16 protein-coding genes are annotated in these 15,286 nt (G+C 65.6%); 2 read left to right on the plus strand and 14 right to left on the minus strand.

Annotation, left to right across the window (positions count from 1 at the left end; translation table 11 throughout):
* Positions 1–68: 68 nt before the first annotated feature.
* Positions 69–359 (minus strand): CtrA inhibitor SciP, encoded by a 291-nt coding sequence (gene sciP / locus DC363_RS12135; protein ID WP_108641428.1) that lies wholly within the window; start codon positions 357–359, stop codon positions 69–71.
* A gap of 138 nt (positions 360–497) precedes the next feature.
* On the opposite strand from sciP, the gene mnmA reads away from it, so the two are divergent.
* Entirely contained in the window at positions 498–1,637 is a 1,140-nt protein-coding gene (mnmA, locus tag DC363_RS12140; RefSeq protein WP_108641429.1) for a tRNA 2-thiouridine(34) synthase MnmA, read from the plus strand.
* 75 nt (positions 1,638–1,712) lie between these two features.
* On the opposite strand, the gene DC363_RS12145 is transcribed toward mnmA, so the two are convergent.
* Genes DC363_RS12145 through DC363_RS12155 form a run of 3 tightly spaced genes read right to left on the minus strand, consistent with a single transcriptional unit; the run spans position 1,713 to position 4,066 of the window.
* Entirely contained in the window at positions 1,713–2,798 is a 1,086-nt protein-coding gene (locus tag DC363_RS12145) for a methyltetrahydrofolate cobalamin methyltransferase (protein WP_108641430.1), read from the minus strand.
* Between the two features lie 12 nt (positions 2,799–2,810).
* The gene (locus DC363_RS12150) at positions 2,811–3,740 is read right to left on the minus strand and encodes a methylenetetrahydrofolate reductase (RefSeq protein ID WP_108641431.1); all 930 of its coding nucleotides are present in this window, start codon (positions 3,738–3,740) and stop codon (positions 2,811–2,813) included.
* Between the two features lie 29 nt (positions 3,741–3,769).
* A complete protein-coding gene (locus DC363_RS12155; RefSeq protein ID WP_108641432.1) occupies positions 3,770–4,066 on the minus strand; it encodes a virulence factor in 297 nt (98 codons plus the stop codon).
* 215 nt (positions 4,067–4,281) lie between these two features.
* Here DC363_RS12155 and DC363_RS12160 point away from each other — a divergent pair, with 215 nt between their 5' ends.
* Positions 4,282–5,394, plus strand: coding sequence for a Ppx/GppA phosphatase family protein (locus tag DC363_RS12160; RefSeq protein WP_108641540.1), 1,113 nt, complete (start codon positions 4,282–4,284; stop codon positions 5,392–5,394).
* Here DC363_RS12160 and DC363_RS12165 read toward each other — a convergent pair.
* From DC363_RS12165 to dxr, 10 genes are all read right to left on the minus strand, one after another.
* A complete protein-coding gene (locus tag DC363_RS12165) occupies positions 5,391–6,170 on the minus strand; it encodes an HpcH/HpaI aldolase family protein (RefSeq protein WP_108641433.1) in 780 nt (259 codons plus the stop codon). The genes DC363_RS12160 and DC363_RS12165 overlap by 4 nt on opposite strands.
* 11 nt (positions 6,171–6,181) lie before the next feature.
* Entirely contained in the window at positions 6,182–7,315 is a 1,134-nt protein-coding gene (gene lpxB / locus DC363_RS12170) for a lipid-A-disaccharide synthase (protein ID WP_108641434.1), read from the minus strand.
* Positions 7,312–8,103: an LpxI family protein gene (locus tag DC363_RS12175; protein ID WP_108641435.1), complete on the minus strand. Its 792-nt coding sequence runs from the start codon at positions 8,101–8,103 to the stop codon at positions 7,312–7,314. The genes lpxB and DC363_RS12175 overlap by 4 nt, the downstream gene beginning before the upstream one ends.
* Positions 8,100–8,879 (minus strand): acyl-ACP--UDP-N-acetylglucosamine O-acyltransferase, encoded by a 780-nt coding sequence (gene lpxA / locus DC363_RS12180; protein ID WP_108641436.1) that lies wholly within the window; start codon positions 8,877–8,879, stop codon positions 8,100–8,102. The genes DC363_RS12175 and lpxA overlap by 4 nt, the downstream gene beginning before the upstream one ends.
* Before the next feature lie 3 nt (positions 8,880–8,882).
* Complete coding sequence (fabZ, locus tag DC363_RS12185; RefSeq protein ID WP_108641437.1) at positions 8,883–9,344, minus strand: 3-hydroxyacyl-ACP dehydratase FabZ; 462 nt, start codon at positions 9,342–9,344, stop codon at positions 8,883–8,885.
* A gap of 92 nt (positions 9,345–9,436) precedes the next feature.
* The gene (locus DC363_RS12190) at positions 9,437–10,009 is read right to left on the minus strand and encodes an OmpH/Skp family outer membrane protein (protein ID WP_108641438.1); all 573 of its coding nucleotides are present in this window, start codon (positions 10,007–10,009) and stop codon (positions 9,437–9,439) included.
* A complete protein-coding gene (bamA, locus tag DC363_RS12195; RefSeq protein WP_108641439.1) occupies positions 10,009–12,327 on the minus strand; it encodes an outer membrane protein assembly factor BamA in 2,319 nt (772 codons plus the stop codon). Before bamA ends, DC363_RS12190 begins: the two co-directional genes overlap by 1 nt.
* A 128-nt stretch (positions 12,328–12,455) precedes the next feature.
* Positions 12,456–12,584, minus strand: a complete 129-nt coding sequence (locus DC363_RS17290; protein ID WP_277871182.1) for a hypothetical protein — start codon at positions 12,582–12,584, stop codon at positions 12,456–12,458.
* Between the two features lie 100 nt (positions 12,585–12,684).
* A complete protein-coding gene (gene rseP, locus DC363_RS12200) occupies positions 12,685–14,106 on the minus strand; it encodes an RIP metalloprotease RseP (protein ID WP_108641440.1) in 1,422 nt (473 codons plus the stop codon).
* Between the two features lie 3 nt (positions 14,107–14,109).
* Positions 14,110–15,285 carry a 1-deoxy-D-xylulose-5-phosphate reductoisomerase gene (gene dxr, locus DC363_RS12205; RefSeq protein WP_108641541.1) on the minus strand — a complete coding sequence of 392 codons (1,176 nt, stop codon included), beginning with the start codon at positions 15,283–15,285 and terminating at the stop codon, positions 14,110–14,112.
* Between the last annotated feature and the right edge of the window lies 1 nt (position 15,286).

Consider the following 15,286-nt stretch of genomic DNA (forward strand, 5'->3'; position numbering starts at 1 on the left):
CTCAGTCGGTGTCTGCCCCCATCTTAGGGTAACAATGGTTAACCACACGTTACCGGACCTGAAGAACTTTACAACTCTGCCTTAGGTTGTCTGAATTTTTGCAGGGCTGTCGCCTTGAGTGCGGCTTCCCCGTGATCGCGCACGGCCCCTTCCCATTCCGACAACTCGTCATCGGACAACGCATAGCGTGTCTTGGCTTCCGACCGCGACAGCAGGCCGAAGGCCACGGCGCGCACCACGCAGGCCTTGCGCGAGGCGACCCAGCGCCGGGTGTCCGGCGGCGGCAGGTCCGCACGCGTCATCACGGTGCCGTCCGGCAGTTTCACGGACCGTGGCCCGTCGATTTTCTTTAGATACATGTCTCACATCCCATTTAGTCCACCGCGGTCGGTTATCCGCCGTGCGGGCTAACGGTTGGTAAAGCCGCCCCTTGAGAGTGATTACACTTTTCCTATATTGCCCCTGTTATCCCCAAGGGATGCTGCAAAGGATGTGCCATGCCCCTCGACCCTGCGATCAACTCACTTGGTTTTGCCAAGCCCCCGTCCGAGACGCGTGTCGTCGTCGCCATGTCCGGCGGCGTGGACAGCTCTGTGGTGGCCGCGATGCTGGCGGAAGAAGGCTATGACGTCGTTGGCGTGACCTTGCAGCTTTACGACCACGGCGCAGCGCTGGCGAAAAAGGGCGCCTGCTGTGCGGGGCGCGACATTCACGACGCCCGCCGCGTGGCCGAAGAGATGGGCTTTCCGCATTACGTGCTCGACTATGAGAACGTGTTCAAGGAAGCGGTGATGGACGAGTTCGCCGACAGCTATCTGGGCGGTGCGACGCCGGTGCCCTGCATCCGCTGTAACGAGCGTGTGAAGTTCAAGGACCTGCTTGAGACGGCCAAGGACCTTGAGGCTGATTGCATGGCGACGGGCCACTACATCCAGCGCATGGAGGGTGCGGCGGGGCCCGAGTTGCATTGCGCGGCGGACCCGAGCAAGGATCAAAGCTATTTCCTGTTCTCGACCACGCCTGAGCAGCTCGATTATCTGCGGTTTCCGCTGGGGCATCACGCCTCGAAAGAGGAAACCCGCGCGCTCGCGCGGAAATACGGGCTGGCGCTGGCGGACAAGCCGGACAGTCAGGACATCTGCTTTGTGCCCGACGGCAACTATGCCTCGGTGATCGAGAAGCTGCGCCCCGGTGCGGCGGAGCCCGGTGATATTGTGGACACCGAAGGCCACGTTCTGGGTCAGCACAACGGGGTCATCCACTACACCATCGGCCAGCGGCGCGGTCTGGGCATCGGCGGTCTGGCCGATCCGCTGTACGTGGTGAAGCTGGATGTGGACAAGCGCCACGTGATCGTCGGCCCGAAAGAGATGTTGACCACCCGCACCGTGCCCGTGCGCGAGATCAACTGGCTTGGCGATGAGGCGTTCGATGCCGTGGCGGAGCGCCATGTGGCGGTGAAGGTGCGCTCGACCAAGCCGCCGGTGCCGGCGATCCTGCGGCCCCTGTCGGCAACCACGGCCGAGGTGGAATTGCTCACGCCCGAGGAAGGCGTCTCACCGGGGCAGGCTTGCGTGTTCTACGACACGGACAGCAGCCGCATCTTCGGCGGCGGCTGGATCTGGCGCGGTTACTGAGGCTTTCACGCCGTTCAAGGCAAACGAGCGACGGGCGGGGTCAGAGCGGCCCTGCCCGCCCTGACCTGCGGGACCCTAGCTTGCGCGGCGACGACGCCCGCCGGTGCGGCCTGCGCGGCCGCGCCCTTCTTGCCCCGCTTTGGGGGCTTCGCGGTTCATGGTGATCCAGGCCTCGCCGCCGTCGTCGTTGTTGGTGAGGAAGTTGGCGGCGCGCACGGCCTCCATCTCTTTGCCCGCGCGCGGCTTGGTGGAGCCCATGCCGAAGATCTGCACGAAAGCCTCATCGTCCATCCCCTCGGGCAGGATGATTCCGGCGGCTTCGACAGCGGCTTTCTTCTCGGCGATTTTCATCGGGCCGATGGGCACCGCGACCGGGTTCATGATGGCCGAGGTCATGCCCGCCGTGATCGCCATAGGCAAGAAGGCGTTGTTGATCCCGTGGCGGTTGGGCAGGCCGAAGCTGATGTTGGACGCGCCGCAGGTGGTGTTGACGCCCAATTCCTCGCGCAGGCGGCGGACCAGGGCGAAGACCTGCAATCCGGCGGTGCTCATGGCGCCGATGGGCATGACCAGCGGGTCAACGACGATGTCATGGGCGGGAATGCCGAAATCCGCGGCCCGCTCAACGATCTTCTTGGCGACGGCAAAGCGCACGTCCGGGTCTTCGGAAATGCCGGTGTCGTCGTTGGAAATCGCCACCACGGGGACGTTGTATTTCTTCACCAGCGGCAGCACGAGTTCGAGCCGCTCCTCCTCGCCGGTGACCGAGTTCAATAGCGGGCGGCCCTCGGCGGTGGCAAGGCCGTTTTCCAGCGCGCCGGGGACCGAGCTGTCGATGCACAGCGGCGTATCGCAGACCGCCTGCACCCGTTCGACAAGCTGCTTCATCAGCTCGGGCTCAACGAAGTTGTTGTCGGCGTAGCGGGGATCCTCGGCCATCTTGTTGGAAAACACCGCGCCGGAGTTGATGTCGAGCACATTGGCCCCGGCCATGGTCTGGGCGATGGCGTCGGCCTCGATCCGGCTGAAATCGCCGCGCTCAAGCTCTTCGTTGAGGATCTTGCGGCCGGTGGGGTTGATCCGCTCTCCGATGACGCAGAAGGGCTCATCAAAGCCGATGATCGCGGTCTTGGTTCTGGATTCGATAACGGTGCGGGTCATGTGGGACTCTCTTCAGACGTGTGACGCAGGAACGGCAGAGGCTCCGCCGTGTTCGATGGCCCAATTGGCGTTGGCCGTGATGCCGCCAAGGGGGAAGAAGTGGACGCGTTCGATGTTGCTGTCCGGGGTCGCGGCCTTGTGGGCGGCCAGCTCGGTCAGCACCTCGGTCGGCTCGAACGGAAGCAACAGCTTGGTCACATCCCGCGCGCGCTTTTGCAACACCTTGAGGGACGGACCCACGCCGCAGGCGACGGCGAACTTGATCATGGTCTGCAACTTGGCGGGCCCCGCGATGCCGATGTGGATCGGCAGGGTGATGCCCGCAGCCTTGAGGCTGTCGGCCCATTCGATGAGGGGGCGGGCTTCGAAGGCGAATTGGGTGGCCAGCGCCATCTGCGCATCCGTGGTTTCGGAGAATTTCTGCTTCCAGCGCAGGGCCGCATCGACGTTGAGCGTCCCGCCCGAGGGGTCGATGTCGCGGTTGCCTTCGGGGTGACCAGCGACGTGCAACCGGGTGAAGCCCGCGCGGTCAAAGGCACCGGTCTCAAGCAGGGCGATGGAGCTGTCGAAATCGCCGTGGGGCTGGGCGACGCCGCCGGCCAGCAGCAGCGCCTGATCGACGCCCGCCTCGCCCTGATACATGGCGATCCAGTTCTCGAGCGTGGCTTGGTCCTTGATGATGCGGGCGGGGAAATGCGGCATCACCGGATAGCCGTCGCGGGCCAGATGGGCGGCGGTGGCGACCATGTCCTCGATCGGGGTGCCTTCGATATGGGCGATATAGACGCGGGTGCCGGTGGGCAGCAGGTCTTTGAAATCGGGAACCTTTTCCGCCGTCCGGGGCATCACCTCGATCGAGTAGCCCTGCAGGAAGGCTTCAAGATAGGGGTTCACCCCGGCGGGCTGGACGGTGTCCTTCTTGCGGAAATTCAAAAGGGCCATGGCGGCCTCCCTCAGGTTGGACAGACCGCTCACGCACGGCCGTGGTTGTTGATCAGGGCAATCAGGCGATCCTTGTCGTAGTCCGCTTCGATCCGGGCGGCTTCGGCTTCTGCGGCTTCGGTATCGCTGCCCTCGACCGTATAGGCGGGGGCCTTGCGCCACTCAGCGAGGTATTCGTCGGTCTGGGCGGCACCGGATTTCATCGCGGCGCGGTCGATGGCCTGCTCGAAGCGTTCCGAAAGCGGGCGTTTCACCCCCCGGCGGCCCTTGCCGACGATGACCTGTGCGGGGATGTCCCGCCAATATACCACAACAACCTCAGCCATAGCGTTCTGCGCCTCCCATTGCGTTCCTCGACACCTAAACCGGTGCAGCCATTCAACGAGGCCCATTTTCGACCTTGGGGACGCCTTTGGCGACCCGTAAAGCCCCGCGAGGACCCCCAAAGTCTTCACGTTGTTCATGAAGTTCACCACAAGACTTGCGCGACGCCGCCTGCCCGCTTACGTTCAGGACAACACGAAAATTGGAGGGCGTGACCATGGCGCCCAAGCGTCCCACAGGTGCGGGCGCGTTCCCGATACCGGTTGAGCACACCGTGCCGAAACCGCCCGATCCTGCTGAGCTTTATGCCGCGCTGGATCTGGGCACCAACAGTTGCCGCATGCTGATTGCCCAACCCAAGGGCAGCCAGTTTCATGTGGTCGACAGCTTCTCCAAATCCGTCCAGCTTGGGCAGGGTCTGGAGCAGACTGGAAAGTTGTCCCGCGCCTCGATGGCGCGGACCGTTAATGCTATGCGCGTGTGCCGGCAAAAGCTGCAACGCCACAAGGTGCGCAACATGCGACTGGTGGCGACCGAGGCCTGCCGCCGCGCGCGCAATTCGGAATATTTCATCAATCAGGTCAAGCGCGAGACCGGGCTGCAACTCGAGATTATCCAGCCCGAGGAAGAGGCGCGCCTTGCGGTGATTTCCTGTGCGCCGCTGGTCAGCACCAAGACCGAGCAGTTGCTGGTGGTGGACATCGGCGGCGGCTCGACCGAGTTGGTCTGGATCGACCTGCGCAACGTGCCCATGCGCGAACGCCCCCGGGCGATCATGCGGCTGCACGCGGGCTTCCGGCAGGACGCGGGCCCCTTTGCCGCCGCCAAGGTGGTGGACTGGATCTCGGTCCCGCTGGGCGTGGCGACCCTGCGCGATCAATTCGCGGACGTAGAGGATGACAGCGCGCGCTTTGCGCTGATGTCGTGGTTTTTCGAAGAGAACCTCGAGAAATTCGCCCCCTCGACCGAGGTTCAGGCGCGGGAGAATTTCCAGATCGTCGGCACCTCGGGCACGGTCACCACGGTTGCGGCCAGCCATCTGGGCCTGCGGCGGTACGACCGGACCAAAGTGGACGGCTTGCGCATGACCACCGACCAGATCGACGCGGTAATTCAGGATTACCTGCGCCTTGGCGAAGCCGGACGGCGCTCAGATCCGCGGATCGGCAAGGACCGGCAGGCGCTGATCATGTCCGGCGCGGCAATCCTGCAGGCGCTGATGCGGCTCTGGCCCACGGACCGGCTGTCGGTGGCGGACCGGGGTCTGCGCGAAGGCTTGCTCTATCAGCAGATGTCGGCGCAGGGCGTGCTTGAGGATACGCCCTTTTAGGGCGCGTCGTTTTTCGGGGCCTGCGCGGCCAACGCGCGGAAGGCCCGCGCGATCAGAATCGAGTCGCCACCCAGCCCCAGAAACGTCACCCCCTGCGCCACTTGCGGGGCGAAGGCGGCTTCATCGAACATGATCGTGCCGATGATCTTGCCCGCCGCCTTGGTGCGCGCATAGACGTGGGCGATCGCCTCTTGAACCGGGGCCGCGTCCGGGGCGCCGACGAAGCCCATGTCGGCGCTCAGGTCTGCGGGGCCGACGAAGATGCCGTCCACCCCCGGAGTCGCGGCGATGGCGTCGATCTGGCGCACGGCCTCGGCGCTTTCGACCTGCACGAACAGGCAGATTTCGTCGTTGGCGCTGCTGACGTAGTCGACGATCTCGCCATAGCGCGTTGCGCGCGACAGCACCGCCCCCATGCCGCGCACCCCTTGGCCCGGATAGCGCACCGCCGCGGCGACCTGTGCGGCCTGCTCGGCAGTGTTGACCATGGGCACGACGACAGTCTGCACCCCGAGGTCAAGCACCTGTTTGAGGACCCAATCCTCACCCACCGGGACGCGCACGACGGGCTGCGCGGGGGTGCCCGCCAGCGCCTGCAGCTGCGCACGGATGGTGGTGAGCGTGTTGGGCCCGTGTTCGGCGTCGATCAGGCACCAGTCAAAGCCCGACTGTCCGGCGATTTCCGCGACCGTGGCGCTGGCCTGCGCGAGCCAGAGGCCCGATTGCACCTCACCGCGCAACAGGGCGGCTTTCAGCTGGTTTGTCGGGGCGGGCATGGGCGGGCCTTTCAGTTGGAGCGCGGCAGACGGGCGAGCACCGCGCGGGCGGCGCGCAGACCGGGGGCATCGCCCCCCTGCCCCAGCCGGGTCATGGTCAGATCAAGCGCGTCGAGTTGCCGTTGCGGGTGGGCGGCGACCTCGGCCAGCGCGGGGCCGATGGCCTCGGGGCGGCAGGCGTCGCCGATGAATTCGGGCACCACGCGGGTCTCGCTCACGAGGTTGACGAGGGTGACGGTGTCGGTGCGCAGCATGCGGCTGATGATCTGCCGCGACATCCAGTTCATGTCGTAGGCCACGACCATGGGCGTGCGCGCGGCGGCGAGTTCGAGCGAGACCGTGCCCGAGGCGGCAAGCGCCACATCGGCCCGCGCCATGGCCACGAAACGCGCCCGCGCGGCGCTGGCGGCATCAGGGCTGTCCAGCCCGATCAGCGTGGGCGAGACGGCGGCGAAAAGCGAGGCGACCCGCTCGGCCAGATGCGGCAGCGTCGGGATCACCACCCGGTGCGGCAGGGCCGAGGCGCGGATCGCGGCGACGAAGGTCTGCGACAGACGCTCGACCTCGGACCGGCGCGACCCGGGCAGGACGACCAGCACCGGACCGGACAGCCCCAGCGCGTCAAGCTCGGCTTGGGTGGCCGGGGGTTCGGTGGCGATCGGGTGGCCCACGAAATCGCAATCCATGCCGGCGGCTTCCATATAGGGTGGCTCGAACGGGAACAGCGCCAGCACGTGGTCGATGTGGCGCGCCATTTTCGCAGCCCGCCCCGGACGCCACGCCCAGACCGTGGGGGCCACGTAATGCACCGTGCGCACGGTGCTGGCCGCCTTGACCAGCCGCGCCACGCGCAGGCAGAAGTCGGGGCTGTCGATGGTAATCAAAACATCCGGCTGCGCGGCGATCACCGCCTGCGCGGTCTGCCGGATGCGACGTTTCAGGTGGCGGTATTTCGGCAGGATCTCGGCGATCCCCATGAGCGAGAGTTCGTCCATGGCAAACAGGCTGTCGATCCCCTGCGCCTGCATCAGCGGCCCGCCGACGCCGGCGAAGGTGATGCCCGGCACCTCGTGGCGCAGACCGGCCATCAGCGCGGCGCCCAGCTTGTCGCCCGAAGGCTCGCCCGCAATCAGGAAGACCTTCATGGCGCGGGCCTTTCACGCACCCAGAGGAACAGGCCCCGCGCGGCCATTTCGCGCTCGACCTCGGCGCGGTGCAAGACCATGACGCCCTCTGCTTCGATGACGATGCCGCAAAGCCCCGCCGCGTCCGCGCCCAGCACCGTGCGGGGGCCGATCACCGGCAGATCGGCGCGGCGGTCCTGATCGGGCTTCGGCCCCTTGAACAGAAAGCCGCCCCGGGCGGTCCCGGGGGTCAGACCCTCAAGCAAAGCGTCGGTTCCGGCGTCTTGCTCGCGAGCAAGAACCGCACCGCCGCGGATCACGCAGGCCTGCCCTAGATCGGCCTGTCCCATGGCGCGCAGGGCGGTGTCGCCCAGCCGCACGTCGGCGCGGACGGCCTCGGGGACATGGCCCACGGAGACGCCGGCGGGGGGCAGAAGGTCCGGCGCGATCTTGTGGGCCGGACGCACGGCGAAGCCCGCGCCCTCGAAAATCGAGATCACCGCCCGCAAGGCCCCGTCGTCGCCCGCGCGCAGGGCAGAAAGGATCGTCGGCACAAGAGGCGCGGTCTGCGCGTCGATGGCGGCGGGGTCGATGGCCGGACGGCGCACGGCCCCGGCCATGCAGACGGTGCGGACGCCGCGATCTTTGAGCGTGGCAAGCAGGCTGCCCAGATGTTCCAGCCGGAACCGCAGATCGGGCGTCACGGCAGGCTCGAACCCCTCCAGCGCGCAGACAAGGGGGCGCGCGTCCAGCGCCTCTATCAAGGCGGGGGGCAGATCCCCGGTGCCTGCGATCAGGGCGAGCGTCATCGCGGCGTCAGGAAATTGCGGTCGGTGTCGCCCAGAATGAAGGCCATCATCTCGGCGACCTGTTCGCTGTCGGTCTCGTCGCTCATCCGGCGGGCGCGGTCCATGAAGGACCCCTCTCCGTCTTTCAGGGTCTGGAAGGCCACGCGCAGGGCGGTGATGTCGCTGCGGGCCACGCCGCGTCGCTTCAGCCCGACAAGGTTGAGGCCGTCCAGCTCACCCCTTGGGCCCTGCACCAGCCCGTAGGGGATCACGTCATTGGTGACCATGGACAGCGCCCCGATGATCGCGCCGCGGCCGATGCGGACGAACTGGTGGATGCCACAAAGCCCGCCGATGATGACGTCATCCTCGATCACGCAGTGGCCCGCCACGGCGGATTGGTTCACGATGATCACACGGTCGCCCACGGTGGCGTCATGGGCCACGTGGCACCCGGCCAGAAAAAAGCCGTCGTCGCCCACGCGGGTGATGCCGCCGCCGCCGGCGGTGCCGGGGTTCATGGTGACATGTTCGCGGATGCGGTTGCGCTCTCCGATGACAAGCTTCGCTGCCTCGCCCTTGAACTTCACGTCCTGGGGAATCTCGCCGATACAACAGAAAGGAAAGACGCAGGTGTCCGCGCCGATCGTCGTGTCGCCGGTGACGACCACGTGGGACTTCAGCTCAACCCGGTCGCCCAGCACGACCTTGGGGCCGACGATGCAGAACGGCCCGACACTGACATCGGCGCCAAGGCGCGCGCCGTCCTCGATGATCGCGGTGGGGTGGATCGCCATGGGCTAGGCCTGCAGGTCCATCATCGCGGTGAACTCGGCCTCGGCGGCGAGCTCTCCATCCACGGTGGCCACGCCCTTGAACTTCCAGACCTTGCCGCCGGGCTTGCCGCGTGTGGTTTCGACCTTCATTTCAAGCACGTCACCGGGCACCACCTTGCGGCGGAACTTGCAGCCGTCGATGCCCATGAAATAGATCAGCATGTCCTTGTCCATCAGGCCCATCGTCGCCCCCACCATCACCGCAGAGGTCTGCGCCATGGCTTCGATGATCGTGACGCCGGGCATGATCGGGGTGCCGGGGAAATGGCCCTGAAAGTGCGGCTCGTTCATGGTGACGTTCTTGATGCCGGTGGCCGAGCTGGTCCCGTCGATGTCGATCACCTTGTCCACCAGCAAGAAGGGATAGCGGTGCGGAATGATCCGCTGGATCAACTGGATGTCGGCGGTGGTGATCGGGTCGGACATGCGGGGTCTCCGGGGTTTGGGGCGCACCTGAGGTGTCGTTGATTGCGGCTTAACAAGCCTGATCGACCGCGAAAAGGCAAGATCGCGCAGTGCTAATTCTGGCCCTCGGGCGTGCTGCCGTCGCCGATCGCCGCATCGATCAGGGCGATGGCATCGTCGGTCACGTCGATGCGTTCCAGTGACAACAGGACCGAACGGCGGTCGAGAATGGCCGCAGCGTCGCGGTCCGCCATGAGTTGGACGAGAATCGGGCGCGACACCTCAAGGAACTGGGCGCGCCCCTCATCGAGCGTGTCCTCAAGCGCGGCTTCCTTGGCGTCCTGCGCCCGGCGGATGCTTTGCGCCTTCTCGTCAAAGGCGGCGGCTTCGGCCTGAAACACCGCAGGGTCCATCTGCGGGCGCTGCTCGGCCAGCGCGAGCTCTTCCTGGCGCAGAGCCTCGGCGATGCGCCGGTTCTCCGCAGCAAGCGCCGTGCGGCCCTCGGTATAGGTGCGCGCGATCCTCTCGCCAAAGCGGGACTGACCGAACAGTCGGTCGATGTCGACGGTCAGAAGCGTTGCCGCCCCCTGCGGCGCGGCGGCTGCGGAGGGCGTGCGTTCGGGCTGTTGCGCCAGCGCGCCGCCGGCCCCGATCGCCAGACAAAGGCCGACCAGCAGCGCGCGCATCAGAATTCGGTCGAGATCGTCACGTCGAACTGCTTGGTTTCGTCATTCGGCTGCACGTCCAGCGGTTCGGTGAAGTTGAAGCGCAACGGCCCGATGGGGGTTTTCCAGAAAACCGAGACACCGGCAATCGTGCGGGGCGTGAAATCGTTGTAGTCCACGTTGCCGCCGGTGGCGCGACCGATGTCCCAGACCGAGCCGTAATCGAGGAACACACCGCCCGAGATGCCGTATTCCTCCGGCAGGCCGACGGGGAACTCGGCCTCGAACCGGGCCACGGCATAGGCGTTGCCGCCCAAGGCGTCGCCGGTGTTGGAATCGCGTGGGCCGATGCCGCCGGGCTCAAACCCGCGCATGGTGCGGCTGTTGAGGAAATACCGGTCGGTGATGCGCGACTGCCCCTCCCCATAGGAGAGATACCCGCCTTCGAGCGTGGCGCGCAGGGTCACCTCTTCGTTGAGGATCAGCTTTTGCGCGGTCAGCTCGGCGGTGGTTTCGATATATTCGCTGTCATTGTCGCCAAAGCCGAATTCCTGCCCGAACCGGACCAGAACGCCCGCCGTCGGGTCCAGCCCGGTGCGGCGCGTGTCGAAGCTGTAGCTGTAGCCAAGCGCTTGCGTGGCGACCGCGCCCTCGGCCTCATCCGCGACGATGAAGGGCGAGGTGGTCGTCACATCGGTGATGTCGGTGTAATTGTAGGCGTAGTAGAGCGACACGCGGCCATTCTCGCTGACCGGGAAGCCGATGCGCGGGCTGAACCGACCCGAGGTCGTGTCGTACAGCGCGTTCTGGTTGTCGGTGGTGTTGTAGCTGGTGCTGATCCCGAACGAGAGGTCACGGCCCAACAGACGCGGCTCGGTGAAGGAGAAGCTGAACTGGCGGTTGTCCTCGCCCCCTTGCAAGCTGAAGCTGAGCGCTTGGCCCCGGCCGAGGAAGTTGCGCTGGTTGAACTTCGCCATCAGGCCGAAGCCGTTGTCGGTGGAGAAGTTGCCGCCGAAGGAGAGCGAGCCTGTGGGCCCCTCTTCCACGTCGACATCAATCACCACCTGATCGGGGCTTGAGCCTTCACGGGCGTTCACATCGGCATTGGCGAAATAGCCCATGGCGCGGATGCGTTCGGCGCTTTCGCGAATCTCGCGCGGGTTGAAGGGATCGCCCTCAACCACGTTAAAGCGCGAGCGGATCACCCGGTCGAGCGTGGTGTTGTTGCCTTCGATGTCGATGCGTTCGACGAAGATGCGCGGGCCGTTGACCAGCGCGAAATCCACGTCCAGCGTCAGGGTGCGGTCGTTGCGGGTGATGCGCGGCTCGACCCGGACGAAGTTGAGACCCTGGCGCAGGGCCAGACGTTCAAGCCGGGAGATGTCACGCTCGATCACGTCGGGCGAATAGGTGGCACCGGTGCGCACCTTCAGCGCGTCCTGAAAGACCGCGGGATCGGCGCCGGCCACCTCGGAAGAGACAGTGATGTTGCCGAAGTCGAACTTCTGCCCTTCCTGCACGTTGAACGTGATGTAATAGGCATCGCGTTCGCGCGTCAGGCCGACGTCGACGTTCTGCACCTGAAAATCCACGTAGCCACGGGACTGGTAGAAATCGGTGAGCACCTGACGGTCAAAGGCGACCCGGTCGCTGATGTAGGTGTCGCGACTGATGATCGCGCGCAGCAGCCCTGCCTGTTTGGTTTCAAGCACCCGGCGCAGACGGCCTTCGCCGAAGCTGCGGTTGCCGACGAAGCTGATGCGCTCAACCTCGGTCAACCCGCCTTCGAAAATCTCGAACACCAGATCGACGCGGTTGTCCGCGCGCCGGATGATGCGGGGCGAGACGGTCGCGTTGATGCGGCCCTGATCGGCGTAAACTTGTGTGATCGCGGCGGTGTCGGCCTCAGCCTGGGCGGGGCTGTAAACGCGGCGCGGCTCTGAGCGGACGGCGGCGGCGAGCTCGGCATCGCGCACCCGGCTGTTCCCCTCAAAGGTGATCTGGTTGACCGTCGGGAATTCCGTCACCCGGATCACCAGCGTGCCCCCTTGCGGGACGACATCGACGGTTTCGAACAGGCCGGTGGCGCGGATCCTTTGGGCCGCATCGTTGAGGGCCGCAGCGCTTACTGCTTCCCCCCGCGCGAAGCCGAGATAGGTCAGGATCGTCGGAGTCTCGATCCGCTGGTTCCCTTCAACCGTAACGGTCGAGAAGCTGTAGGTCTGCGCCAGCGCCGGTGATGCCACGGCGGTCAGCCCCAGAAGCAGCAGCGCGGCCGCATGGCCCTTTGGGTTCAGTGGTGCCGAACGGCGGGCATTGGCCTGTGTCGCTTTTTTCATTTTGCTGCTCTTTTAGACGTCCCAAGTAGGTCTGGTCTAACGGGCCGTTTGCGCCTTGTCAAAACGAACAAACGCGCCCGAAGGGGCGCGCAGGTTCATGCCATCGAAGGCGGTGAGAGGTCCAGGCTCTACTGGTGCGATCCGACCCATGCGCCAAGGCCCAGGGCCGCGGCAATCGTGCCCAGATACAGCAGGCGATCCCAGTTCAGGTTCACCAGCAGGCTAACGCCCTGATATCCAGCGGTAATAGTTTGCATGATCGGCCCTCCGACTCGGTTCCACTCAGCCGTAGTGTCGCAAAGGATTGTGGCAAGATCGGGGCAGCATCGGGGCGGCGCGGGGGCGTTTGGGGGACGGTCAGGGGCAGAACAACAAGTCGTTGCCGATGGCAAAAAGCATCAGCGTGCCGATCAGCGCCAGACCGATGGCCATGAAAATCCGCAAGGCACCTTCGCTGGGCATCTTTCCGGTCACCGCCTCATAGGCGTGAAACACCAGATGACCGCCGTCCAGCACCGGGATCGGGAACAGGTTCAACAACCCCACCGCAGTCGAGAGCACGGCGATCAGGGTGATAAAGCTCATGGCGCCTTGACTGGCCATGGAGCCTGCGGTCTCGGCGATGCCCACGGGGCCGCTGAGGTTGCAGGTGTTGATGTTGCCGATGATCATCTGTTTGAGGCCGTTGAGCGATTGCACGATGATGAACCAGACCTGCTGCGCGGCCAGCGTCACCGAATCCCACAGGCCCACGGTCCGCGTGGCGGGCGCAAAGAACAGACCGCCATTGCCGATGCCGAGCTTGGGTTCGTCCTTGAGCGAGCCGTCGGGCTGGGGGATCGCGGCAAGGCGCGGGGTCAGCGTGCTGGTGAAAAGCTCACCGTTGCGCCAAACCTCAAGCGCGATGGGGGCCGCGCCGGTGACGGTCACCACGTCGACCATATCGCCGAACTGATAAACCGGGGTGCCGTTCATGCTGACGATCACGTCGCCGATCTTCAGGCCCGCATCATCGGCGGCCGAACGGGGCGTGACCGATTGCACCAGCGCGGGCTGTGGCTGCGGGCCGCGCACGGTCATCCGCTCTCCGTCGCGGCGGATGTCATAAGCGAGCGATGGCTGCGACGGCAGATCGGCCACGGCGGCGCTGAACCCTTCGGGATAGTCGAGCGCCCTGCCCTCAACGGCGAGCACCTGATCGCCGGGCAAAAGCTCTTGCGTGATGGCGGGCGGGAAGCTGGGAACGGTCGACACGGTAAGCGGGGTGATCGGCTGGCCCTGAAACAGCATCAGGCCCGCGAAGACGAAAAACGACAGGATGAAATTGAAGATCGGACCGGCAGCGACCGTGGCCGCCCGCGCCCAAAGCGGCGCGCCCAGCATGGTGTTGCGGCTGTCCAGCGCGCTGACGTAGGCCTGCGCATGGGGCGCGCGTTCGGCGGTCTCCGCCAGATATTCGCTGAACCGCGTGGGCTCGGCCCCGTCGCCCGTGGCTGCGTCACCGCCGACCGAGGCCGCGTTGGCGTCGCCCAAAAACTTGACGTAGCCGCCAAAGGGCAAGGCGGCGATCTGCCAGACCGTGCCGCGCTTGTCCGTCCGGCTCCAAAGCACCTTGCCAAAGCCGATCGAGAACACCTCTGCATGGATGCCCGACCAGCGGCCGACGATGTAATGGCCGTATTCGTGGATGAAGACGATGATCGACAGGGCCACCACGAAAGACACGAGCGTCCATCCCAGGTTGCCGAACGACGCCAGAAGGTTAGTGAGAATATCCAAGGTTCAGCCCTTTGTGTTGGCGCGATCTTCGCAGGTGCGGGCGCGGGCCTCGGCATCGACGTCGCGCACATTGTCCAAGGTGATCGTGGCATTTTGCAGCCGGTGACGGGTCAACATCACGTCAACGGTCCTGTCAACCATCCGCGCCATGTCGGTGAAACGGCACTGCCCCGCGATGAACAGATCCAGCGCCTGTTCCTTGGCGGCATTGAACACAGCACCCGTGAGCCCGCCTTCGTGCATGACACGCGACGCAAGGCCAAGGGCGGGGTAGCGGGCCGGATCGGGGGCGCGGAAGTTCAACTGTCCGATTTTCGCCAGATCCAGCCGCTCGACCGGCAGCGTGCGCCGCTCGGGCCAGTTCAGCGCGAAGCCGATGGCGTGGCGCATGTCCGGCGGGCCCACATGGGCCATAAGCGCGCCGTCGTTGAAGCCCACCAGCGCATGGATCAGGCTTTCGGGATGCACGATGGTTTCGATCCGGTCCGGGCCAACCTCGAAGAACTCTTTCGTTTCAATAAGTTCCATCGCCTTGTTGAACATGGTCGCGCTGTCGATGGTGATCCGCTGGCCCATGTTCCAGTTGGGATGTTGCGAGGCTTCGGCCACCGAGACGTGATCGAGGTCCGACAGGGGCCGATCGCGGAAGGCCCCGCCGCTGGCGGTGATGATGATACGCTCCACGGCGCGGATATCCTCACCGATCAAAGCCTGAAACACGGCGGAATGCTCGGAATCCACGGGCAGGATCGTGGCCCCGTGCTCGCGCGCCGTCTGCATGAGAAGCGGCCCCGCCGTGACCAGCGATTCCTTGTTGGCGAGCGCCAGCGTCGTGCCGTGGCGCAGGGCTTCCAACCCCGGCGCGAGGCCCGCGACGCCGACGATGGCCGACATGACCCAATCCGCAGGCCGGGCGGCGGCCTCGATCAGCGCGGCGTCACCGGCGGCGGCGGCGATGCCCGTGCCCGCCAGCCCGTCGCGCAGCTCGGCCAGCCGCGATGGATCGGACGTCACGGCAACTTCGGCCCGCACGGCTTTGGCGTCTTGGATCAATTGCGCGATGTTGCGCGCGCCGGTCAGGGCTACCACGTGGAAGTCGTCGGGCCGGCGGCGCACCAGATCAAGCGTGCTTTGCCCGATGGAACCGGTGGCCCCGAAAATGCTGATCCGTCGCCGCATC

Source organism: Thalassorhabdomicrobium marinisediminis (genome assembly GCF_003072065.1).
GTDB lineage: Bacteria > Pseudomonadota > Alphaproteobacteria > Rhodobacterales > Rhodobacteraceae > Octadecabacter > Octadecabacter marinisediminis.